The following is a 21,697-nucleotide window of genomic DNA, read 5'->3' as shown; positions in this document are numbered from 1 at the left end:
CCAAAAACGGAGCGCGCCAAATGACCCTCGTCATCCTCTATATCTCAACCGTCGTCATCTTCCTCGGGCTGGACTACCTTGGCCTGACCTATCTCATCAAACCTGTGTTTGAACGTGATATCGGGGACTGGCTTTTGAATGAGTTCCGCGTCGCCCCGGCGCTGATCTTCTACGCCTTCTTCGTGGCGGTGGTGCTGTGGTTCGTCTCTTGGCCCGCGCTGGCGCAGGACCATTCGCTGCTGTGGGTCTTTGGCAATGCGCTGCTGATCGGTGCGATGGGTTATGGCACCTATGAGTTCACCAATCTGGCGACGCTCAAGGATTGGACATGGGCCATGGTCGCGCGCGACTTCACTTGGGGCTCGGTCCTGACCGGGACGGCGGCGACGGCGGGTGTGGCGATCACCCGCGCCTTCACCTAACGGCCCGTTTCGGTTGACCAGCGCCATGCGCCGGGTTGCAGCCCGGCCAGCGTCCAGTCGCCCACGCTTTCGCGGATCAGCCGCAGGGTGGGCAGGCCGACATGGGCCGTCATGCGCCGCACTTGCCGGTTGCGCCCCTCGCGGATGGTGATGCGCAGCCAAGCGTCGGGGACTGTCTTGCGAAAACGCACCGGCGGGTCGCGCGGCCAAAGCGGCTCGGGCGCGTCGATCTGATCCACTTGGGCGGGTTTCGTCAGACCGTCCTTCAGTTCGACACCTTTGCGCAGCGCGTCGAGCGCCGCGGCATCCGGCGTGCCTTCGACCTGCACCAAATAGCTTTTGGGCCGTTTGTATTTCGGATGCGCGATGCGGGCCTGCAGCGGGCCGTGGTCGGTCAGCACCAAAAGTCCTTCGCTGTCGCGGTCGAGCCGCCCTGCGGGATAAAAACCCTTTTCATCGACATAGGCCGAGAGGGTGGGCCGTGTGCTGCCTTCGGTGCCCTTGTCGGTGAATTGCGACAGCACACCATAGGGTTTGTTCAGCAAGATCACGCGGGCGGTCATTGGGCAGGCTCCAATCGGGTCACGCCCACGGCGGCGGCGCGGGCCAGTTCGGCGTCCAGCGACATTGGGATATATTCGCCCCGTCGCCAGAGTTGCGCCATATCATCGTAATGCCGCGACAGGAAATGCCCCGATTGCCCGGTGGAGGTGACAAAGACCGAACTGTCGGGATCGGCAAAATCGTAAACGCCGCGATAGCCCGCGCCGTGCACGTTAAAGAAGGGGTCTTTGCCGGTGCCGCGTGTCAGCCCGCGTTGCAGGGTGTTGTCCCCGCCCGAGGTCGACTGCCGGATGTTCACGAAGTAGCGCAAAAGCAGCACGTCGCCCAGCACGGGGTGGTCATGAGTCGCCTGATGCGCGTCGCCCCAGCGGAGGGATTCAAGCTGCGTGCCCCATGTCTCGTTGATCCACAAAAGCGCATCGTCGAGCGCCAGCCGCGCCATGTCGTGGCAGGTCTCCACCGGTGCGGATTGGCGCACGTCGCACCATTTCGCGGCCCCCTGCACATCGCGAAAGGCCCGTTCGATGAAGAGCGGCTGGATATGGGTGAACTCCTGGGCCAGCGGTCCCAACTCATCGCGGATCAGCCGGTCCTGTAGGGCGCGGATCCACGCGGCATAGATCAGCGGCTCGGGCAGGTGTTCGTTCATCTCACCCGACCAACCGGCGAGCAGGTCGAGCGCGCGCTGGCGCTGGCGCTCCGGCGTGCCGTCGGGGGCGGCCTCTCCGGTGAACCACAGCTCGGCACCCATGAGCGGCAGCAGCGACCGGGCCGTGGGGCTGACGGTATCAAGCTGCGCTTCGATGAAACTGTCGCGGGTGTGCACCTCGCGGTTCTGCATCAGCCGCTGCCAGCGCTGCACCCGCTGCGTGTCGCCCCAGACAAAGGAGACGTGGTTGGGGAAGGGGCGGTCGACCGTTTTGTTGTTGGTATTGCCAAGGATGCCGCCTGCGGGGGCGATAAATTCGGGGTTCGCGGTATAGGGCAACATCCCGTCCCAGCGGTTGGCGGCGATCCAGCCGGGGCTGGGCATGCGCCCTTCGCTTTGGTGATTGGCATCGCGGCGCGGCATGGCGCCGATGGTCTTCATCGCGATGGTATCGCGGTCGACCAGCGTGAGGTTCTGCGCGGGCGCCACATAGTCGGTCGCGGCATTGATCGCCTGCTGCACCGATTTCGCGCGCATCACTTTCATCGCGGCGGCCAGCGAGGTGTCTTCTTCGGTAAAGAGCGTTGAGGCGACAGAGGCCACATGCCCCGGCGGGGTGATGCTGCCAAGGTTGTAGTGGCTGCCGGGCAGCACCGGGCCATTGTCGGTCCAGCGCAGGGTGACGGTGATCGGGTCGGCATCGGCGATATTGATGATCGACGCGCGTTTGCGGAACTTCTTGAACCCGTCCGGGGTGCGGTATTCCTCGGCATTGTCGGGGTTCAACTCTTCGATATAGACGTCTTGATCGTCGACATAGGCGGTGGTCAGCCCCCAGCCCAGATCGGCGCTGCGGCCCGTAAGCACCACCGGCATCCCCGGAATGGTGCCACCGATTACGCCGCCGGTCTCAAGCTCCATCCGGGCGAGATACCAGATCGCAGGGGCGGTGAAGCCCAAATGCGGGTCATTGGCCAAAAGCGTGCCCCCCGCGGCAGAGCGCGAGGGCGCGGCGGCCCAAGCGTTGGAAGCCCCGGCGAAGGCCTGCCGTTTGAAGGGCGACAGCGGGTGGCGCGCCATCGGCGCTGCGGCGGCGTGACGGCGGGTGACCTCGGGGAAGAGGGCGGCATATTCGGGCAGGGCGGCGACCCCGCTGCCCGGCGCTTCGGGCAGGATGTCGCGCAGACGGTCCGGGTCGCTCAACTCTAGCGAGACCCGCGCGCGCAGCACCTCGGCCTCCAGATGGCCCGACATTTGCAGGCCCATGAGTTTTGTGATCGCGAGTGAATCCGCAGGCCGCCAGGGCGCCATGGGCGCATTGAAAAGCCACATCTCGGGCGCACCGCGGCCCAAGGCTTCGGTGTTGATCTGGTCGAGACGCGCGTTGATCCCGGCGGAATAAGCCTCAAGCGCCGCCTCGGTTTCGGGGTCGAGCTTATCCGCCGCCGCCACGGCAAGGCGGTAGATGTCATAGCGCCGCATCAGCTTGTCGGTGGTGATGGTGGCGGTGCCGAAGACCTCGGACAGCCGCCCCTGCGCGGTGCGGCGCAGGGTGATCAATTGCCACAGCCGGTCTTGGGCATGGGCGAAACCGAGGCCGAAAAAGACATCCTCATCGCTCTGCCCGAAGATATGCGGCACGTTGGCATTGTCGCGCACGATCTCGACCGGGGCGCTGACGCCCGCGACCTCGACCGTATCATCATAGTCGGGCAGGGACCGCGCGGCGAACCAATAGACCAGCACCAAAACCACGACGCTCAGCGCGACGAGAAACACCGCCAATCGGATAAGCCAGCGAAACATCAATGCCATCGGGGGATCCTCGACTGGCGCGCAGATTGACCGGAGCGCGCAGGGTGGTAGGTGTAATGACAGGGAATAACGCAACTGAATGACAAGGAAAAGCACATGGCAAAGCTCGCGTTTTTGGGACTGGGGGTCATGGGGGCTCCGATGGCGGGGCATCTGCAAAAGGCGGGCCACGATGTGACCGTCTACAACCGCACCGAAGCCAAGGCGGACGACTGGGTGAAAACCTATGGCGGCGCCATGGCCAAGACCCCGCGCGCGGCGGCAAAGGATGCGGATTTCGTGATCGCCTGCGTGGGCAATGACGACGATCTGCGCTCGGTCTGTTTGGGGGATGACGGGGCCTTTGGCGGCATGACGGCGGGGGCGATCTTTGTCGATCACACCACCGTTTCGGCGGCCGTAACGCGTGAGCTTTATGCCGCCGCCGATGAGGCGCAGGTGAGCTTTGTCGACGCGCCGATCTCAGGCGGTCAGGCGGGCGCGGAAAACGGCCAATTGTCGATCATGTGCGGCGGCGACGAAGGCGCTTTTGACCGGGCGCTGCCGATCATGGAGGTCTACGCGAAAATTTGCCGCCGCATTGGGGAAAGCGGCGCAGGCCAGATGACCAAGATGTGCAACCAGATCGCCATCGCCGGTCTGGTACAGGGCCTCTCTGAAGCGCTGCATTTCGCCGAGAAGGCGGGGCTTGATGGCCGCGCGGTGGTCGAGGTGATCAGCCAAGGTGCGGCAGGCTCATGGCAGATGGAAAACCGCTATGAGACCATGCTCGACGACAAGTTTGATCACGGCTTTGCAGTGGATTGGATGCGCAAGGATTTGGGCATCTGTCTGGACGCGGCGGATGAGACGGGGGCGAGCCTGCCGGTGACTGCGCTGGTCGACCAGTTCTACAAGGACGTGCAGAAGATGGGCGGCGGGCGTTGGGATACGTCGAGCCTGTTCAAACGGTTGCAGAACCTCGGGTGAAACGCGACGGGCACCTTTGACCTCTCGCCTCAAACAAAAACGCCCGGTCTAGAGCCGGGCGTTTGCCTTCCACAGCGGTCGATCCCTCTTAGGGGATGATCCGCGTGTATTTTGTGCCTTCCAGCGTCGCGCCGATGCGCAGGCCCGCGCGGCCAAAGACGGCGGCCAGAACCGGGGCCATGACGGTGGTGGTATCCGCGCTGACGCTGTCGCCCTTGTCCGAGATCACATATTCCAGACCGGCCCCCGCCGCCCAACCGGGCGAGCTGCGGAATTCGCGCAAGGCAGGTTCGGTCATGAAGAACAGCACATGCGCATATTGCTGCGCGCCGATCTGCAAGCCGCCCGAGGCTTTGGTCACCGAATAATAGTCCACCGTCACGTCGTTCACGCGCAGCGCGCCGCGCCCGTAGGCACCGCCAAAGCCGAGGCCCGCTTCCGTCACCAGCGGCATGACCAACATGCCATTGGCCTTTTCGGCCAATTGCCGGGTGTTGGGATAGCCGCGATACATCTCGGCCAGTGTCGCGTCCACGCGTGCGTCGATCATCGCGCTGCCGCGTCCGCCCACGCCATTGCCGCAGGCCGCCGTCGCGCCGAGCGCCGAAAGGGCGCCCAATGTCACGAAGCGCCGGTTATATGTCTGATTGGTCATCTTTTCTGCCTGTATATTCAAGATCGGTTGCCTGCTGCCGGTTTTCCCGACTTATGCGCGAGATTACGCATAATCACGCGGCTTGTCATGTTGATTGGCCCCTTTGCGCAGATTTACGCCCTTAGGTCACGCGCTTTTGAGCAAAAGCCGGGCGACGTCGGGGGCGAAATAGGTCAGCACGCCGTCGCAGCCCGCGCGTTTGAAGGCCAGAAGGCTCTCCATCATCGCGCGTTCGCCGTCGATCCAACCTTGGTCTGCCGCGCCCTTGATCATGCTGTATTCGCCCGAGACCTGATAGGCGAAGGTTGGCGCGCCAAAGGCGTCTTTCACGCGGCGGCAGATATCAAGGTAAGGCATGCCGGGTTTGACCATGACCATATCCGCCCCTTCCGAGAGGTCGCGTGCCACCAGCCGGAGCGCCTCGTCACTATTGGCGGGATCCATCTGATAGGTCTTCTTGTCGCCGGTCAGCGCCGAGGAGGCGCCGACCGCGTCCCGGAAGGGGCCGTAGAAGGCACTGGCGTATTTCGCGGCATAGCTCAGGATCATCATATCTTGATGCCCGGCCTCTTCGAGACCTGCGCGGATCGCGCCGATGCGCCCGTCCATCATATCCGAAGGGCCGATGATATCCGCCCCTGCTTCGGCTTGGGCCAGCGCCATCTTGACCAGCGCCTCGACCGTGCGGTCATTCACGATGATGCCGTCTTCGACGAAACCGTCATGGCCGTTGATGTTATAGGTATCGAGCGCCACATCCGTCATCACCACCATCTCCGGCACCGCCTCTTTGATCGCGGCGATGGCGCGGTTGGTGGCGTTCTGCGGATCCCATGCGCGGGCGCAATCTTCGGTCCGGTCCTCAGGCCCGGTATAGGGAAAGACGCAGACCGTGCCGATGCCCAGATCCGCGGCTGCGCGCACCGCCGGGACCAAGGTGTCGACCGAGCGGCGCATGACACCGGGCATGGAGGGGATCGGCTCTTCCACGCCTTCGCCTTCGCGCACGAAAACCGGCCAGATCAGATCGCCCAAGTGCAGGTCATTCTCGCGCACCAACGCGCGGATACCGGCATTGGCACGGGTACGGCGCAGGCGTGTGGCGGGGAAGGGGGCGTGGACGGGTTGCATCAATTATACCTCAGAATGGCTCGGCACGGGCTTGCCATGTATTTTTGAACGCCTCAACCCTATGAATTGTCGCGCCGGACCGCTAAGAGATCCGAACTCAATATTCGGACGAGCACGCCTTGGACTGGTATCAAACCCTTTTCGAAATGATCGACATGCGCTCTTTCTCGAACCTTTGGTTCTGGATCGCGCTGGCTGTGATGTGGTCAACGGCAAGCCACTGGGTGCTCGGCGTGCCCTTCGACATGGTCCTGCGCGCCCGCCGCTATGGCGGAGAGGCCGAGGCCGATCTGGAAGACATCGTGCGGATCAACGTGAACCGGATGCTCTATATCTCGCAGGTCTCGGGGCTGTGGCTCTTGGGGCTGGGGTTCTTCGCGTTGACCTCTCTGGTGCTCTTGGGGTTCGTCTATGGCATCGAGTTCGCCCAAGCCTTGCTGCTGTTGGGTTTTCCCATGTCGCTGGTGGGGCTTTTGAGCCTGTCGACCGCGCGGCTCATTCGCATCGAAGGGTCAACCGGTGAGGTGCTGCGGCGGCGATTGATGCGGCACCGGCTTTACACCCAGATCATCGGCATGGTCTCGATCTTCGTGACCGCGCTTTGGGGAATGTATCAAAATCTAAGCATCGGCCCGCTGGCGGGTTGACAGCCCCCCTCTGAGGGCCAATTGAGACCCGATGAACGATCCGCGCTATATCACCCTCTCCGGCGTTCCCGAAGGCTATGATGCCCGCGCCATCCTTGATGAAATCGCCAAGGGCGGCCAGCCGGTGGTCCATGTGGCGCGCGATGACAAACGCATGGCGGCGATGCAGGCCGCCTTGCGGTTCTACGCCCCCGACATGCCGGTCGTCACCTTCCCGGGGTGGGATTGTCTGCCCTATGACCGGGTGTCACCCAATGCCGATATCTCGGCCCGGCGGATGGCGACGCTGGCGGCGCTGGTGCATGGGATGCCCGATCAGTTCGTCCTGCTGACGACCTTGAACGCGGCCAGCCAACGCATTCCCGCCCGCGACACCCTGCGCGACGCGGCCTTTGCCGCCCGCGTCGGCAGCCGGATCGACGAAAAGGCGCTGCGCGCGTTTCTGGTGCGCATGGGCTTTGTGCAAAGCCCCACGGTGATGGAGCCGGGCGACTACGCCGTGCGCGGCGGGATCATCGACATTTACCCGCCCGGTGATCTTGGCCCGGTACGGCTTGATCTCTTCGGCGACGTGCTGGATGGTGCGCGGCGGTTTGATCCGGCGACGCAGCGGACGACCGAAAAGCTTGATCTGGTGGAACTTGCCCCGGTGAGCGAGGTCATTCTCGACGAGGCAGCGATCACCCGTTTCCGGCAGAACTACCGCATCGAGTTCGGCGCCGCGGGCACCGATGATCCGCTTTACGAGGCGATCAGCGCGGGCCGCAAACATCAGGGCGCGGAACATTGGCTGGCGTTCTTTCACGACGATCTGGAAACGCTTTTCGACTATCTGCCCAAGGCGACGGTCACTCTGGACGATCAACTGACCCCGATGCGGATTGCGCGGTGGGAAACCATCGAAGACCAGTATGAGACCCGCAAATTGGCGATGAAGACGCGCTCGAAGATGGACAGCGTGTACAAACCGGCCCCACCTGAGGGGCTGTACCTGACCGATGAGGCCTGGACCCAAGCGCTGCTGGAACATCGGGTGATCCAGTTCAATCCGCTGCCGCAGCCCACGGGGCCGGGGGTGCTGGATGCAGGCGCGCGGCTCGGGCGCAACTTCGCCCCTGAGCGTCAGCAGGAATCCGTTAGTCTTTTCGGTGCTTTGGCCGCGCATATTAAAGCAAAGCTTGAAGTTGGGCCGGTGCTAATCGCCAGCTACTCCGAAGGCGCGCGGGAGCGCCTGACCGGGCTGATCGAAGACGAAGGTCTGGCCGAGGCGATCCCGGTGATGGATGCCACCCGCATCGGAAAGCGCGGGCTGCATCTGGCGGTTTGGGCGCTGGAACATGGGTTCGAGGCGCCGGGGATGACGGTGATCTCCGAACAGGACGTGCTGGGCGACCGTCTGATCCGTGCGCCAAAACGCAAGCGCCGGGCCGAGAACTTCCTGACCGAGGCGCAAAGCCTCAGCCCCGGCGATCTGGTGGTCCATGTCGACCACGGCATCGGGCGCTATCACGGGATGGAGGTGGTTACCGCCGCCGGGGCCGCGCATGAATGCCTCGTGCTCGAATATGCCGAACAGTCAAAGCTTTACCTGCCGGTGGAGAATATCGAACTGCTCTCGCGCTACGGCCATGAGGAAGGGCTTCTCGACAAGCTCGGCGGCGGGGCATGGCAGTCGAAAAAGGCCAAGCTCAAAGAGCGCATTCGCGAGATGGCGGATAAGCTCATCCGCATCGCCGCCGAACGCAGCCTGCGCAAAGCGCCCGTGCTCGACCCGCCGCCGGGGATGTGGGACGCCTTCTCGGCCCGTTTTCCTTACACGGAAACCGACGACCAGCTTCGCGCCATCGGTGATGTGATCGACGATCTGACCTCCGGCAACCCGATGGACCGTCTGGTCTGCGGCGATGTGGGTTTCGGCAAGACCGAGGTGGCGATGCGCGCGGCCTTCGTCGCGGCCATGTCGGGCGTGCAGGTCGCGGTGATCGCGCCGACGACGCTGCTCGCGCGTCAGCACTACAAGAGCTTCGCGGAACGTTTCCGCGGCTTCCCGATCAACGTGCGGCAACTCAGCCGCTTCGTCTCGGCCAAGGAGGCGGCGGCGACGCGTGAGGGGATGGCCAAGGGCACGGTCGATATCGTGATCGGCACCCATGCGCTGCTGGCAAAGGGGATTCGTTTCAACGACCTCGGCCTTTTGATTATTGATGAAGAACAACACTTTGGCGTCACCCATAAGGAGCGGTTGAAGGCGCTGCGCACGGACATCCATGTGCTGACCCTCACCGCCACGCCGATCCCGCGCACCCTGCAACTGTCGCTGACGGGCGTGCGCGATCTGTCGATCATCGGCACGCCACCCGTGGACCGTCTGTCGATCCGCACCTATGTCAGCGAGTTCGACGCGGTAACCATCCGCGAGGCGCTCCTGCGCGAGCATTACCGCGGCGGGCAGAGCTTCTATGTCGTGCCGCGCGTCAGCGACCTGCGCGAGATCGAGGAGTTCCTGAAGGCGCAGCTGCCAGAGTTGACCTACGTCGTCGCCCACGGCCAGATGGCGCCGGGGGAGCTCGACGACCGGATGAACGCTTTCTACGACGGCAAGTTCGACATTCTGTTGGCCACGACCATCGTGGAATCCGGCCTCGACATCCCCACCGCCAACACGATGATCGTGCACCGCGCGGATATGTTCGGACTGGCGCAGCTTTATCAAATCCGGGGCCGCGTGGGGCGCTCGAAAACCCGCGCCTATGCCTATCTCACGACCAAGCCACGCGCGAAGCTGACCGACACGGCGCAGAAACGCCTGCGGGTGCTGGGCAGCCTCGACACGCTCGGCGCGGGCTTCACGCTGGCCTCCCAAGACCTCGACATTCGCGGCGCGGGCAACCTGCTGGGCGAAGAACAGTCCGGCCAGATGCGCGACGTGGGTTTCGAGCTTTATCAGTCCATGCTGGAAGAGGCGATCGCCAAGATCAAGGCGGGCGAACTTGAGGGGCTGTCGGAGGCCGACGAGCAATGGGCGCCGCAGATCAACCTTGGCGTGCCGGTGCTGATTCCCGAAGACTATGTGCCTGACCTCGACGTGCGGCTCGGCCTCTACCGTCGTCTCAGCGAGCTTTCGACCAAGGTTGAGCTGGAAGGCTTCGCCGCCGAGCTGATCGACCGTTTCGGCAAGCTGCCGAAGGAGGTCAACACGCTGATGCTGGTGGTGCGGATCAAGGCGATGTGCAAACGCGCCGGGATCGCTAAGCTCGACGGCGGGCCAAAGGGCGCGACGATCCAGTTCCACAACGACAAGTTCGCCTCGCCCGAGGGGTTGGTGAAGTTCATTCAAGACCAGCGCGGGCTGGCGAAGGTGAAGGACAACAAGATCGTCGTGCGCCGGGATTGGAAGACGGATGCCGATAAGATCAAAGGCGCCTTTGCCATCGCACGCGACTTGGCCGAACATGTAATCGCCAAGGAAAAGACCGCAAAAAAGGCCAAGGCGAAGGGCTAAGCCCTTCGAAAGGCGGCGGTTATTCCGCCGCCGCCGGCTGCCGGTTCTCGACCCGCCCCATGTAGAGCATCAGCGCATAGGCCGCGATTGCCATCAGCAGCATGGCCAACGCCAGCGGCTTGGTCGTGCCGTCGAACATCAACCCCACCGGAGAGGCGATCAGCGCCGCCAGCACGGTGGAAATTGCCCCCACGACCGAAGCCGCCATGCCTGCGATATGGCCCATCGGCTCCATCGCGATGGCGTTGAGGTTGCCCAATGTCAGCCCCGCTTGGAAGAACAGGCAGGTCTGGAAGAACACGAAGGCGGCGAAGCCGTAAGGGTCGGGCAGGGCGCCGAGGTTGAGGAAATACATGGCGCCCGACAGCAGGATTTGCACGCCCAAGGCAATGGTCACCAGCCGCCGCATGCCGTAGCGCACGACCAAAAGCGCGTTGATCAGGCTGGCGCTGGCCGCCACCACGGCGATGCCGCCGAACCACAACGGGAAGCTTTCGCCCCGGCCATAGACGGTGTCATAGATCGGCTGCACCAGCATCAGCATCGAAAAGAGCATCGCCATGGCAAGCGACTGCACAAGGATCGACAGGCGCACCGTGGGGTGGCCCACCAACTCGCGCACCGCGCCAATGATCAGCCGCGCCCGCAACGGGCGGCGGTCTTCGGGGGCGAGGGTTTCGGGCAGACGCAGGGCCATCCAGATGACCGAGATGAGCGAGAAGGCCATGAAGGCGATGAAGATCGCGCGCCAGCCCGCCGTGAGGATGATCCCCGCGCCCAGCATCGGGGCCAAGGCGGGCACCAGCGCGAAGACCATCATCACCACCGACATGATCCGCGCCATCTCGCGCCCCGCATAGAGGTCACGAATGATCGCCACGGCGACCACACGCGGGCCAGAAGCGCCAAGCCCTTGGAAGATGCGTGCCACGAGCATGACTTCGAGTGAGTTGCTCATCCAAGCGACGAAGGCCGAAAGACAATATAGCGCCGCCCCGCCGAAGACCACGTTGCGGCGGCCGAATGCATCCGACAGCGCGCCGCTAAAGAATGTGCCCAGCCCCATGCCCAGCACGAAGGCTGTCAGGATCAGCGGGGCACGGTGGGCCATCTCGGGCGAGAGTTCCGCCGCGATCTCGGGCAGGGCGGGCAGCATCGCGTCGATGGAAAAGGCGATGGTGGCGATCATCATCGCGATAAGGCCGACGAATTCGATCCGCCCCATGGAGAATTCTGGTTTTTCGGTGGTCACGAAGGCGCACTCCGGCGATTGTCCCGAACGGCGGATCCGTTTGGGCAGGATTCAGGGAATAACTTGTGGTTGCGCTCTCGATAGTCGAGAACGCTTAACTTGGCAATGATTGCCGCCTTGTTTAGTCCTGCTGATTGGTCAGATCGGCAATGACCTGCGCCCATAGCTCGGGCGGCTGCGCGCCGGGGACGGCATGGGTGTTGGCAACGATGAAGGTCGGCACCGAGTTCACGCCCATCTTGCGGCTATGGGCATCGCGGTCGCGGATGTCCTGCGCGTCGACATCGGATTTCAGCAGGCGGGTGACGACGCCGGCGTCCATCTCGATACTGTCGGCGATATCGGCCAGCACTTCGGCGTCACCAATGTCGCGGGCATCGACGAAATAGGCTTTGAAAAGGGCAGAGATGGCGGCGGTCTGGCGGCCTTCGATCCCGGCCCAATGGATCAGACGGTGCGCATCCAGCGTGTTGGGCGTGCGCTGCATGGCCTCGAAGTTGATATTCAGCCCGGCCTTCTCGGCATGTTCCACAACCGGTGCATAGGCGCGCACGGCGCCTTCCTTGCCGCCGAACTTACGTTCAAGATAGCTGCGCCGGTCCATGCCTTCGCGCGGCATGTCGGGGTTGAGCTGGAACGGGTGCCATTCGATGGCAAAGGGGTGGTCGGGATGGTCTTGCAAAGCGCGGTCCAGATGCGCCTTGCCGATATAGCACCACGGGCAGATCGGGTCTGACATGATATCGAGTTTGATCGCTTCGGCCATGATGCGCCCCATCTATTGCTGCGCAATGGGCATAGCGGGCCGGGGCCGGTATCGCAAGCGGGCAGCGTTGCAAGCGCCCCGGGGCGCGGCTATAGCAGGTCCATGACAGATACGTCGCCCCGTTCCCTGATCCAGATCGCCCGCGAAAGCGGCGCGAGCGAGACCGCCCCGCCGGTCGACCTTGGCGCAAGGGTGCGCGAGCTGCGCAAGGCGCGTAATTGGACGCTGGAACAGGCCGCGCGGCAGGCGGGGCTGGCGCGCTCGACCTTGAGCAAGATCGAGAACGGGCTGATGTCGCCCACCTATGACGCGCTGAAGAAGCTCGCCGTGGGGCTAGAGATCACCGTGCCGCAGCTTTTCACCCCGCCCGCGGGGGAGAAGATCACCGGCCGCATGGCCGTGACCCGCGCCGAGGAAGGCGCGCCCAAGGCCACCGGCACCTATGAGCATGTCCTACTGGCCGACGCGTTGCGCAAGAAGCAGATGCTGCCCTACCGCGCCCGCATCCGCGCCCGCCGGATGGAGGAGTTCGACGGCTGGGTGCGCCACGACGGGGAGGAGTTCCTCTATGTGCTGACTGGCATGGTGCGGCTCTTTACCGAGTTCTACGAGCCTGTCGACATGCGCCGCGGCGATAGCGCCTATTACGACGCTACCATGGGGCACAATGTCGTCTCGCTCAGTGATGAGGATGCGACGATCCTCTGGGTGACCTCACTGGTCTGACCCCTCCGCCGGTTGCCACCACCAGACCTCGGGCATGAAGTTCGGCCCATCGCCGTAAAGCGGGATCGTCTCGGGGTAGGCCATGCGCGCGTCATGGGCGATCAGCCCTTCGTCGAATTGCCAAAAGGGGATGACATAGCGCCCTGCAGTGAGGATACGGTCGAGCGCGCGGGTCGCGGCGACGAAATCCGCCGTTTCGCGGGCCTGCAACATCCTGTCGATCATCGCATCCACCGCCGGAGAGCGCACGCCCATGAGGTTGCGTGTGCCGGGCAGATCGGCGGCCTCCGACCCCCAGTAGAAACGCTGCTCTGTACCGGGGCTGAGCGACAGGGCGCGGCGGAAGGTTGTCATGTCGAAATCATAGCTGTTCTGCCGTGCGACGAATTGCGCATCATCCACGGTTTCGATCTCGGCGGTGATGCCAAGCCGCTTGAGGGCCTGCGTGTAAAGCTCTGCAATCGCTAGGTTTTCACGGCTTCCCTTGGACAGAAGGATGGTAAAGGTCAGCGGCGTGCCGTCGCCCCGGCGCATGACGCCGCCTTCGGCCTCGTAACCTGCGGCATTCAACTGCTGCATCGCGGCGCGGATGCCCGCGCGGTTGCGGGCAGAGCCGTCACCCACCGGCAGCCGATAGCCATCCACCGCGCCGGGCGGCAGCGTGTCGACGTAATCGGCCAGCAGATCGAAAACCCGCCCTGACGCCGGACCGTCGCGCATGGCAAGATCAGAGTTCGAGAAATAAGAGGTGATCCGGGGCAGGGTGCCGCCGGTAAGCGTCTCGTTGATATACTCGAAGTTGAAGGCCGAAATCAGCGCGTCGCGCACCCGCCAATCGTCGAAAGGCGCGCGGCGGGCGTTCATGACAAAACCGGTCATGCCCGACGGTTTGCTATGCGGGAAGGTCGATTTCACCACCTCGCCCCGGGTGATCGCGGGGAAGTCGTATTGCGTGGCCCAAGTCTCGGCGTTGAATTCGCGCACGGCAGAGATTTGACCGGCCTTGAAGGCTTCGAACAGCACATTGGCATCGCCGTAAAAGTCGATCTTTACCTCATCGTAGTTATGCGTGCCTTGGCGAAAGGGCACCTTTGCACCCCAGTAATCGGGGTTGCGCGTCAGCGTGACATGGCGGCCCGCCTGATAGTCGGTGATGGTATAGGGGCCGCTGCCCAAGGGGATTTCGGACAGGGGGGCATTGGCAAAGTCCTGCCCCTCCCATTGCGCCTTGCTCAGGATGGGGCGCATCCCGGCGAGCAGGGCAAGCTCGCGGTTGTCGCTGTTGAAAGTCATGCGCAGACTACGCGGGCCGGTCTGTTCGATACTGTCGATCTGTTGGCGCAGCCCGTGGTAGCGGGGGTGGCCTTCGGTGCCGAGCAGATCGAAGGAAAAGATCACATCCTCGACCGTGACCGGCGTGCCGTCGGAAAACCGCGCTTCCTCGCGCAGGGTGAATTCCACCCACGCGCGGTCTTCGGGCACCTCGATCGTCTCGGCCAGCAGGCCGTAAAGCGCGAAGGGTTCATCCCAGGACCTCCCCATCAAGGTCTCATGGGTGAAATGCGGCAACTGCCAAGGCGCGGTGCCCTTGCGGACGAAGGGGTTGAGGCTGTCGAATCCCCCGGTATTGCCCAGAACGATCTCACCCCCCTTGGGGGCTTCGCGGTTCACGTAAGGGAGGGCGTCAAAATCGGCCGGTAGAGCAGGCTCGCCATACATGGCGATTCCATGTTGCGGGGCAGCCCATGCCGCCCCCGAGAGCAGAATCAGTGAAGAAAGGGCCGCAACGCCCCGTGCTTTCGAGAAAAATTCCCAGCTCATTTTTGAAACAATCACGATCTGCCCTTATTTTGTTGGAGTTATTCCATACCCGCGGATTCTCGCCTTATCAAACTTTTAGCTTGGATTGTGAGCGTGAAAGGCGTATACAGAGGTCACTGCTCGATAGGTTTCTTGCCTGTATGAAACCTGCCTCAATAACTTACGCCCGCCTCGCGCGGGCGTTTTTTTTGGCCAATTTTCACCGACCCTTAAGCTCCTTCGCGCAAACCCTTTCCCTTTGGCGCGCGCGCAGTACATGATGCAGGCGCAGCATGAACAAGGAGACGCGCCATGGCTTTCACCATCGACCTGTCCGGCAAGACAGCCGTCATCACGGGATCGAACTCTGGAATCGGACTGGGCATCGCCTGGGAACTGGCGCGGGCCGGGGCCGATATCGTGTTGAACTCTTTTACCGATGACGAGGCGGATCATGCGCTGGCGCAGGAGATTGCGCAGACATGCAACGTAACGGCCCGCTACATCAAGGCCGACATGTCCAAGGGGGCGGACTGTCGGCGTTTGATTGCCGAAGCGGGGGCCTGTGACATTCTGGTGAACAACGCGGGCATCCAGCATGTCGCGCCAATCCCTGAGTTTCCGGCCGAGAAATGGGACGCGATCATCGCGATCAACCTGTCGTCGGCCTTTCACACCACCGCCGAGGCTTTGCCAATGATGCGCAAAGCGGGCTGGGGCCGTGTGATCAACATCGCCTCCGCCCATGGTCTGACCGCATCGCCCTATAAATCCGCCTATATCGCCGCGAAACACGGGATTGTCGGCCTCAGCAAGACCACAGCGCTTGAGACGGCGAAAGACCCGATCACCTGCAACGCGATTTGCCCCGGCTATGTGCTGACCCCGATTGTTGAGAAGCAGATCCCCGACACCATGAAGGAATACGACATGAGCCGCGAAGAGGTGATCGAACAGGTCATGCTCACCCGTCAGCCTTCGCGCGAATTCGCCACTGTTGAGCAGATGGGCGGCACGGCAACCTTCCTATGCTCGGATGCAGCGGCGCAGATCACCGGCACGACGATCAGTGTCGATGGCGGCTGGACGGCCTTGTAAGCGCCGTGGCGGTCAAGAAACGCATTAACCTCGCCCTCCAAGGTGGCGGCGCACATGGCGCTTTCACTTGGGGGGTGCTCGACCGGCTGTTGCAGCAGGACGATCTGGATATCTGCGGGATCTCGGGCACCTCGGCGGGGGCGCTGAACGGCGCGGCCTTGAAATCGGGGATGATCTCGGGCGGTCGCGAGGGCGCGCGGGAGAATCTCGATTGGCTTTGGGCGCAGGTCTCTGGCATTTCGGACCTGCGGCTGTCGCATTGGCTGGCGCCTTTCGGTTTGGACAAGCTCAGTCAGGCGATGGAATATTCGCTGCCCATGGCAATCTCGGATTCGCTGACGCGGGTCGTCTCGCCCTATGCTTACGGCCCGTTCTATCGCAACCCGCTCGAAGATGTCGTGGCCCGGTTCGATTACGGCAAAGTGGGCGCGCATAAGCCGCCGTTCTTTTTCGTCTGCGCCACACGGGTCCGCAACGGCAAGATCCGGGTGTTTGAGGGGGATGAGATCGGGCCTGATGCTTTGCTCGCCTCGGCCTGCCTGCCGACGATCTTCAAGGCGGTTGAGATTGACGACGCCCAGACCGGCCAGCGCGAGGCGTTTTGGGACGGCGGCTATACCGGTAACCCGGCGCTGTTTCCGCTGTTCCGCGATGACCTGCCCGAAGATATCGTGGTGGTGAACATCAACCCGCTCGACCGCGAAGACCTGCCGGTCACGCCGCAGCAAATCCAGAACCGCATCAATGAGATCAGCTTTAACTCCAGCCTCTTGCGCGAGATGCGGGCGATTGACTTCGTTCAGCGGCTGATTGCGGATGGCACCCTGCCGGAGGGACGGATGAAGCGGGTGCACATGCATATGATCGCCGATGACGCGCTGATGGCGCAGCTGTCGGTGGCGACGAAACTGATGCCCAACCCGGCGGTGATCCGGGCGCTGCATGAGGCAGGCGTGGCGGCGGCGGACCGGTTTCTAGAGGAGCACTTCGACGATCTGAACCAGCGCAGCAGCGTCGATCTACCCGCGATGTTCGGCTGAGTTTTCAGGGTCCGACAGCGCCAGCGCCTCGGGCAGATCGGCACCGGGGCGCGGCGGATAGACCAGCCCGGCAGAGATCACCAGCTTCGCCGCGTCTTCGACGCTCATGTCAAGTTCGATCACATCCTCGCGTGGCAGGAACAGCAAGAAGCCCGAAGTGGGGTTCGGCGTGGTCGGCAGGAAGACCGAGAGCATCTCGCCCCCCGCATTGGTGCGGGCCAAGACCTCTCCCTTCGCCTCGGTCGAGATGAAGCCAAGCGCCCAGATGCCGCGCCGGGGGTATTCGATCAGGCAGGCAGTCTCAAAGCTCCGCTCGGACTGGGCGAAGATCGTCTCGGAAATCTGTTTGATGCCGGAATAGATCGTCCGCACGACGGGGGTGCGTTCCACCAGACTTTCGGCGAAGCGGATCATCGAACGGCCAATCAGCCCTTTCGCGGCCCAGCCCACCATGACGGTGAAGATCAGAAAGATCACCACCCCAAGGCCGCGCACGTTGAACTGCATCGACGGGTCGAGGCCCAAGAAATCTTGGAGCAGCCGGTCGGGATGGTAGGCTTTGGGCACCAATGGCAGCACGAAACCGTCGATCCAGCCGACCACGCTCCAGATCAGCCAAATGGTCAGCCCGACAGGCGCAATCACGACCAGACCGGTCAGGAAAGACGCGCGCAGCCTTGCGACAAGGCTGCGCCGGACCTGCGTTGGGTCGGGATCAAAAGGTGTGTTCATCTGCGCCGTTTTCCGAAGAGTTAATCGCAACATAGCTAAGGCGTATGCCCCGGCCCGGCAATGGCTCCCCGGTGTTTTTCGCCTTTAACGCGGCAGGTTGACGAGGTTTGCGGCGATCTTGGCCCCCAGCCGGGCATTGTTGCGCACCAGCGCGATATTGGCGGTCAGCGAGCGGCCCTCGGTCAGCTCGAAGATGCGTTGCAGCAAGAAGGGGGTCACGCCCTTGCCGTGGACCCCTTGGGCATCGGCCTCGGACTGGGCCTGCGCGATGATCGGGGCGAGTTCGGCGGCGGGGATTTCCTCTGCCGCGGGGATCGGGTTGGCCACCAACTGGCCACCGGGCAGGCCCATGGCGGCGCGGGTGCGGTGGGCTTTGGCAAGGGCTGCGGCATCATCAAGGCGCAGCGGCGATTGCAGGTCCGAGCCTGCGCTCCAGAAGGCGGGGAAGCTGTCTTGGCCCACAGTGATGACCGGCACGCCTTGGGTTTCCAGCACTTCCAGCGTCTTCGGCACGTCGAGGATCGCCTTGGCGCCCGCCGCGATGACGGTGACGGGGGTTTGGGCCAGTTCCATGAGGTCGGCGGAGATGTCAAAGCTGTCTTCCGCGCCCTTATGCACGCCGCCGATGCCGCCGGTGGCGAAGACTTCGATGCCCGCTAGATTGGCGGCGATCATGGTGGCGGCGACGGTGGTGGCACCTGTCCCGCCCGAGGCGATGCAGACGGCCATATCGGCGCGCGACAGTTTGGCCACATCCTTGGCCTGGGCCAAATCGCTCAGTTGGTCATCGTCCAGACCGATGTGCAGCGCGCCACGGATCACGGCGATGGTGGCGGGAACGGCCCCTGCGTCGCGGATGTCCTGTTCGACCTGCCGCGCCACTTCGAGGTTTTGCGGATAGGGCATGCCATGAGTGATGATGGTGCTTTCCAAGGCCACGATCGGCGCGGCGTTTTCGCGGGCCTTGGCCACCTCGGCGCTGAAGGTCAGGGGCAGGGCGGATGTGGCGGTGGTCATATCTTGGTCTCTCCGGAAACGTAAAGGGCGGCGGCATCAAGTGCTGCCTTGAGGGCGGATTGCGCAACGGCACCGCCAAGTTCAGCGGCCACATGGGCCGCCATGAATGTATCGCCTGCACCCGTGACCCGGGCGACATGCACCTGCGGCGGGGTGAGGGTGATGATCTCGTCGCCTTGGCCCACGGTGGCGGGGTTGCCGCCGTCGGTCACCACGGCGCGGCGTGCGCCACGGGCCAGTAGGGCGCGGGCGGCGGTGGGGGAATCGTCAAAGCTCGACTGGCAGAGCAGCCCGGCCTCTTCAAGGTTCACATAAAGCGTACCGCGCCCGGCCTTGAGGAAAGGTGTGAGCCGCAGCGCCTTGCCGGGAGAGGCGGGCGCGACGCGCAGGTCGGCCTTTGCCAACAGCGGGCTTTGCGCCATGCGGGCCAGCAGTTCGACGGTCAGGTTGCCGTCCAGCGCCACGGCCCCTTCATAGGGGCTGGGCAGGCTGCCATCCTCCAGCGGGCGCAGGATCTTGTCGCCCGCAGCCTCCAGCGAATGGGCATCGGCAATCGCGGCGATCAACCCGTTGGACCCTTCGACGGCCATGTAACGGTCGGTTGGCAGATCGTCCGAGCGGTAGACGTGATCGGTGATCAGCCCGCGCAGGGCGCAGGCGGCGATCAACTCATCCCCTTCGGCATCGCGCCCCACGGCAGAGAGCAGCGCGGGCGTCAGCCCAAAGCGCGCCAGCGCCATGCCTATGTTCAGGGCCACGCCGCCGGGCAGGCGGCTGATCCGCCCCGGCATGTCAGAGCCTTGGCGCATGGCGTTTTCAGAGCGGCCGATCACGTCCCAAAGGACGGAGCCGATGCAAAGGATGTCAGCTGTCTTGGTCATGCGGCGCTTCTAGCCGCCAAATCTCCCCACGCGCAAGCGGCGTTATTGTGGCACCGCGAATGTCAGCGCCGCCCAGAGCGTTTCCCAGACCGGTTGATCGGGGTCGTAGCCCGCGCTCGCTTGCGCCTCTGCTGCCGCGCGCAGCACCACCGCGTCAAAGAGGTATTCATGCCCCGCCGTGACCGGAACCAGTGCTTCGCCCGCCGCATCGGTGCGGTGAAGGGTGATGGTCACGCTGTCATCTGGAGCGCGGTCGAACACTTCGATTTGCGCGTTGGCGCGAGGGGCGCCTTGATAGAGGAGTGCCACCTTCATCTCACCCGCGAAATCTGCGTCATAGGGATTCGTCAGCGCCACGAACTCCGTCGCCATGCCGGTGGGCGCATCCTGCCCCGTGCCCGCGCCGAGGGCGATCAGGGTTTTGACGTGGCGGGTGTAGCTTTCGACAACCTTATCGGTCGACCATCCGTTCGCGCGGTGATCGCTCTCAGCCTCGGGGAAATCCTTATGCTTGGCGAACCGGAGGAACTTGTCGAAGTCCTCATAGGTGACTTTGGAGGGCGTCGTTTCGGCCACCGCCACGACCAGCGCGTCACCCTCGGGCGCGGGGAGCGTCAGGGCAGGGCTGTCGCCCGCGCGCGGCGATAGCGGGACCTCTTTCCCGCCGATTTTGACCTCGAAATGTGTGAGCCGGTTGGGCAGATAGGGGAAAGTCGCGCCGGTAAATTCCTCACCATTGCGAAAATGCGCCGCGATCTTTTCACCGCTTTCCACTTGATAGTTCACCGGCGACAGCCAGTATTCATGTGCAAAGGCAGGCACTGCCGATAAGATACTGAAAATAATAGCGGACAACTGGGACAGTTTCATGAAGCGAACTTTCATTTTGTTAAGAACCAAGCTGGCGTTGCTGTGGCTGTTGTCAAGCGCGGTACTGCTTTCGGCAGGCGCGGGTGCACAGGCGCATGAGGTCAAACCTACCATCGCGGATCTGACCGTGGTCGACGGACGGGCGGTGCTGGCGCTGGAGGTCAACCTCGAAGCGCTCTTGGCGGGCATCGACCTCGATACCGTCGAAGACACCGACAATGCCGAGAATGCGGGCGATTACGATGCGCTGCGCAGCCTGCCCGCCGCGCGCATCGCCGACCGCGCGCCCGAGCTTTTGCTCAACTGGAACAGCCTGCCGCTGCTCAGCGTCGATGGCGCCGCCGTGCCGTTGGAGAGTGTGACACTCGAAGTGCCCGAAGGGGTCGACGCCGAACTGCCGCGCGACAGTCAATGGCGACTAGAGGGCGCGGTGCCGGCAGGCGCCGAAGAGGTGCAAGTGACATGGCCGGATGGCGCGGGCGCGCTGGTGCTGCGCCAGCAAGGGGTGGAGGCGCCCTATACCGGCTATCTGTCGGGCGGTGAGACCAGCCCCGAAATCGCCCTTGGGGGCGGCGATGCTGAAAGCGGCTGGCAGGTTTTCGTCAGCTACATCCCGGTTGGGTTCGACCACATCCTGCCCAAAGGGTTGGATCACATCCTATTCGTCTTGGGCCTGTTCTTTCTGTCGACCCGTCTGCGGCCTTTGATCTGGCAGGTCACCGCCTTCACGCTGGCCCATACGGTCACGCTGGCGCTTGGCGCTTTGGGCTGGGTTAACGTGCCCGGTGCCATCGTCGAGCCGCTGATCGCCGCCTCGATCACCTATGTCGCGGTCGAGAATATCTTTCACTCCGCGCTGAACCGTTGGCGGCCCTTGGTGATCTTTGGCTTCGGCCTGCTGCACGGGCTCGGCTTTGCCTCGGTGCTGGGGGACTTTGGCCTGCCTGCGGGGCAATTCGTTCCGGCGCTTATTGGCTTTAATATCGGGGTGGAACTGGGCCAGCTTGCGGTGATCGCCATCGCCTTCGTGCTGGTCGGCTGGGCGATGAAGCGCGATTGGTATCGCCGCGTCATCGCGGTCCCCGCCTCCTGCGTCATCGCGGCGGTCGGGGCCTATTGGTTCATCGAACGGGTGTTTCTGTAAGCGAGCGGGCAGCCCTT

At 63.4% G+C, this 21,697-nt stretch carries 19 protein-coding genes; 8 read left to right on the top strand and 11 right to left on the bottom strand.

Annotated elements, in window-relative coordinates; translation table 11 throughout:
- Positions 1-20 precede the first annotated feature (20 nt).
- Complete coding sequence (locus ACGYLD_RS03530; RefSeq protein ID WP_394401202.1) at positions 21-422, top strand: DUF2177 family protein; 402 nt, start codon at positions 21-23, stop codon at positions 420-422.
- On the opposite strand, the gene ACGYLD_RS03525 is transcribed toward ACGYLD_RS03530, so the two are convergent.
- Together ACGYLD_RS03525 and ACGYLD_RS03520 are read right to left on the bottom strand one after the other, a co-directional pair.
- Positions 419-985 carry a pseudouridine synthase gene (locus ACGYLD_RS03525; RefSeq protein WP_394401199.1) on the bottom strand — a complete coding sequence of 189 codons (567 nt, stop codon included), beginning with the start codon at positions 983-985 and terminating at the stop codon, positions 419-421. The genes ACGYLD_RS03530 and ACGYLD_RS03525 overlap by 4 nt on opposite strands.
- The gene (locus ACGYLD_RS03520; RefSeq protein WP_394401196.1) at positions 982-3,450 is read right to left on the bottom strand and encodes a penicillin acylase family protein; all 2,469 of its coding nucleotides are present in this window, start codon (positions 3,448-3,450) and stop codon (positions 982-984) included. The genes ACGYLD_RS03525 and ACGYLD_RS03520 overlap by 4 nt, the downstream gene beginning before the upstream one ends.
- 96 nt (positions 3,451-3,546) lie before the next feature.
- Between ACGYLD_RS03520 and ACGYLD_RS03515 the strand changes: the two genes are divergently transcribed.
- Positions 3,547-4,419 carry an NAD(P)-dependent oxidoreductase gene (locus ACGYLD_RS03515; protein ID WP_394401193.1) on the top strand — a complete coding sequence of 291 codons (873 nt, stop codon included), beginning with the start codon at positions 3,547-3,549 and terminating at the stop codon, positions 4,417-4,419.
- 88 nt (positions 4,420-4,507) lie between these two features.
- On the opposite strand, the gene ACGYLD_RS03510 is transcribed toward ACGYLD_RS03515, so the two are convergent.
- Together ACGYLD_RS03510 and hemB are read right to left on the bottom strand one after the other, a co-directional pair.
- The gene (locus ACGYLD_RS03510; protein ID WP_271693665.1) at positions 4,508-5,074 is read right to left on the bottom strand and encodes a YSC84-related protein; all 567 of its coding nucleotides are present in this window, start codon (positions 5,072-5,074) and stop codon (positions 4,508-4,510) included.
- 126 nt (positions 5,075-5,200) lie between these two features.
- Positions 5,201-6,205, bottom strand: coding sequence for a porphobilinogen synthase (hemB, locus tag ACGYLD_RS03505; protein ID WP_394401190.1), 1,005 nt, complete (start codon positions 6,203-6,205; stop codon positions 5,201-5,203).
- A gap of 119 nt (positions 6,206-6,324) precedes the next feature.
- Between hemB and ACGYLD_RS03500 the strand changes: the two genes are divergently transcribed.
- Together ACGYLD_RS03500 and mfd are read left to right on the top strand one after the other, a co-directional pair.
- The gene (locus ACGYLD_RS03500) at positions 6,325-6,852 is read left to right on the top strand and encodes a component of SufBCD complex (RefSeq protein ID WP_136720314.1); all 528 of its coding nucleotides are present in this window, start codon (positions 6,325-6,327) and stop codon (positions 6,850-6,852) included.
- Positions 6,853-6,883: 31 nt separating this feature from the next.
- Entirely contained in the window at positions 6,884-10,354 is a 3,471-nt protein-coding gene (gene mfd, locus ACGYLD_RS03495; RefSeq protein WP_394401187.1) for a transcription-repair coupling factor, read from the top strand.
- A gap of 19 nt (positions 10,355-10,373) precedes the next feature.
- Here mfd and ACGYLD_RS03490 read toward each other — a convergent pair whose 3' ends face one another.
- Together ACGYLD_RS03490 and ACGYLD_RS03485 are read right to left on the bottom strand one after the other, a co-directional pair.
- Positions 10,374-11,579 (bottom strand): multidrug effflux MFS transporter, encoded by a 1,206-nt coding sequence (locus ACGYLD_RS03490; protein WP_209218961.1) that lies wholly within the window; start codon positions 11,577-11,579, stop codon positions 10,374-10,376.
- Between the two features lie 148 nt (positions 11,580-11,727).
- Positions 11,728-12,372, bottom strand: a complete 645-nt coding sequence (locus ACGYLD_RS03485; protein ID WP_271693669.1) for a DsbA family oxidoreductase — start codon at positions 12,370-12,372, stop codon at positions 11,728-11,730.
- A 102-nt stretch (positions 12,373-12,474) separates the two neighbouring features.
- Between ACGYLD_RS03485 and ACGYLD_RS03480 the strand changes: the two genes are divergently transcribed.
- Positions 12,475-13,098, top strand: coding sequence for a helix-turn-helix domain-containing protein (locus ACGYLD_RS03480; protein WP_394401184.1), 624 nt, complete (start codon positions 12,475-12,477; stop codon positions 13,096-13,098).
- Here the strand turns inward: ACGYLD_RS03480 and ACGYLD_RS03475 are convergent.
- Positions 13,087-14,817, bottom strand: a complete 1,731-nt coding sequence (locus tag ACGYLD_RS03475; RefSeq protein WP_394401181.1) for an extracellular solute-binding protein — start codon at positions 14,815-14,817, stop codon at positions 13,087-13,089. The two genes, ACGYLD_RS03480 and ACGYLD_RS03475, sit on opposite strands and share 12 nt — an antisense overlap.
- 393 nt (positions 14,818-15,210) lie before the next feature.
- Between ACGYLD_RS03475 and ACGYLD_RS03470 the strand changes: the two genes are divergently transcribed.
- Entirely contained in the window at positions 15,211-15,996 is a 786-nt protein-coding gene (locus ACGYLD_RS03470; RefSeq protein ID WP_394401178.1) for a 3-hydroxybutyrate dehydrogenase, read from the top strand.
- Between the two features lie 5 nt (positions 15,997-16,001).
- Complete coding sequence (locus ACGYLD_RS03465; protein ID WP_067262055.1) at positions 16,002-17,036, top strand: patatin-like phospholipase family protein; 1,035 nt, start codon at positions 16,002-16,004, stop codon at positions 17,034-17,036.
- Here ACGYLD_RS03465 and ACGYLD_RS03460 read toward each other — a convergent pair.
- From ACGYLD_RS03460 to ACGYLD_RS03445, 4 genes are all read right to left on the bottom strand, one after another.
- A complete protein-coding gene (locus ACGYLD_RS03460; protein ID WP_067262054.1) occupies positions 17,016-17,768 on the bottom strand; it encodes a DUF502 domain-containing protein in 753 nt (250 codons plus the stop codon). The genes ACGYLD_RS03465 and ACGYLD_RS03460 overlap by 21 nt on opposite strands.
- Positions 17,769-17,852: 84 nt before the next feature.
- Positions 17,853-18,785, bottom strand: coding sequence for a pseudouridine-5'-phosphate glycosidase (locus ACGYLD_RS03455; protein ID WP_394401175.1), 933 nt, complete (start codon positions 18,783-18,785; stop codon positions 17,853-17,855).
- The gene (locus tag ACGYLD_RS03450) at positions 18,782-19,666 is read right to left on the bottom strand and encodes a PfkB family carbohydrate kinase (RefSeq protein ID WP_394401172.1); all 885 of its coding nucleotides are present in this window, start codon (positions 19,664-19,666) and stop codon (positions 18,782-18,784) included. The genes ACGYLD_RS03455 and ACGYLD_RS03450 overlap by 4 nt, the downstream gene beginning before the upstream one ends.
- Before the next feature lie 42 nt (positions 19,667-19,708).
- Complete coding sequence (locus ACGYLD_RS03445; RefSeq protein WP_394401169.1) at positions 19,709-20,488, bottom strand: DUF4198 domain-containing protein; 780 nt, start codon at positions 20,486-20,488, stop codon at positions 19,709-19,711.
- Between the two features lie 46 nt (positions 20,489-20,534).
- Between ACGYLD_RS03445 and ACGYLD_RS03440 the strand changes: the two genes are divergently transcribed.
- Complete coding sequence (locus ACGYLD_RS03440) at positions 20,535-21,680, top strand: HupE/UreJ family protein (RefSeq protein ID WP_394401167.1); 1,146 nt, start codon at positions 20,535-20,537, stop codon at positions 21,678-21,680.
- Positions 21,681-21,697 lie beyond the last annotated feature (17 nt).

Source organism: Sulfitobacter sp. 1A12056 (assembly GCF_043558125.1).
In the GTDB taxonomy this organism is placed as follows: domain Bacteria; phylum Pseudomonadota; class Alphaproteobacteria; order Rhodobacterales; family Rhodobacteraceae; genus Sulfitobacter; species Sulfitobacter faviae.
This window is presented reverse-complemented; position numbering and strand designations above follow the sequence as displayed.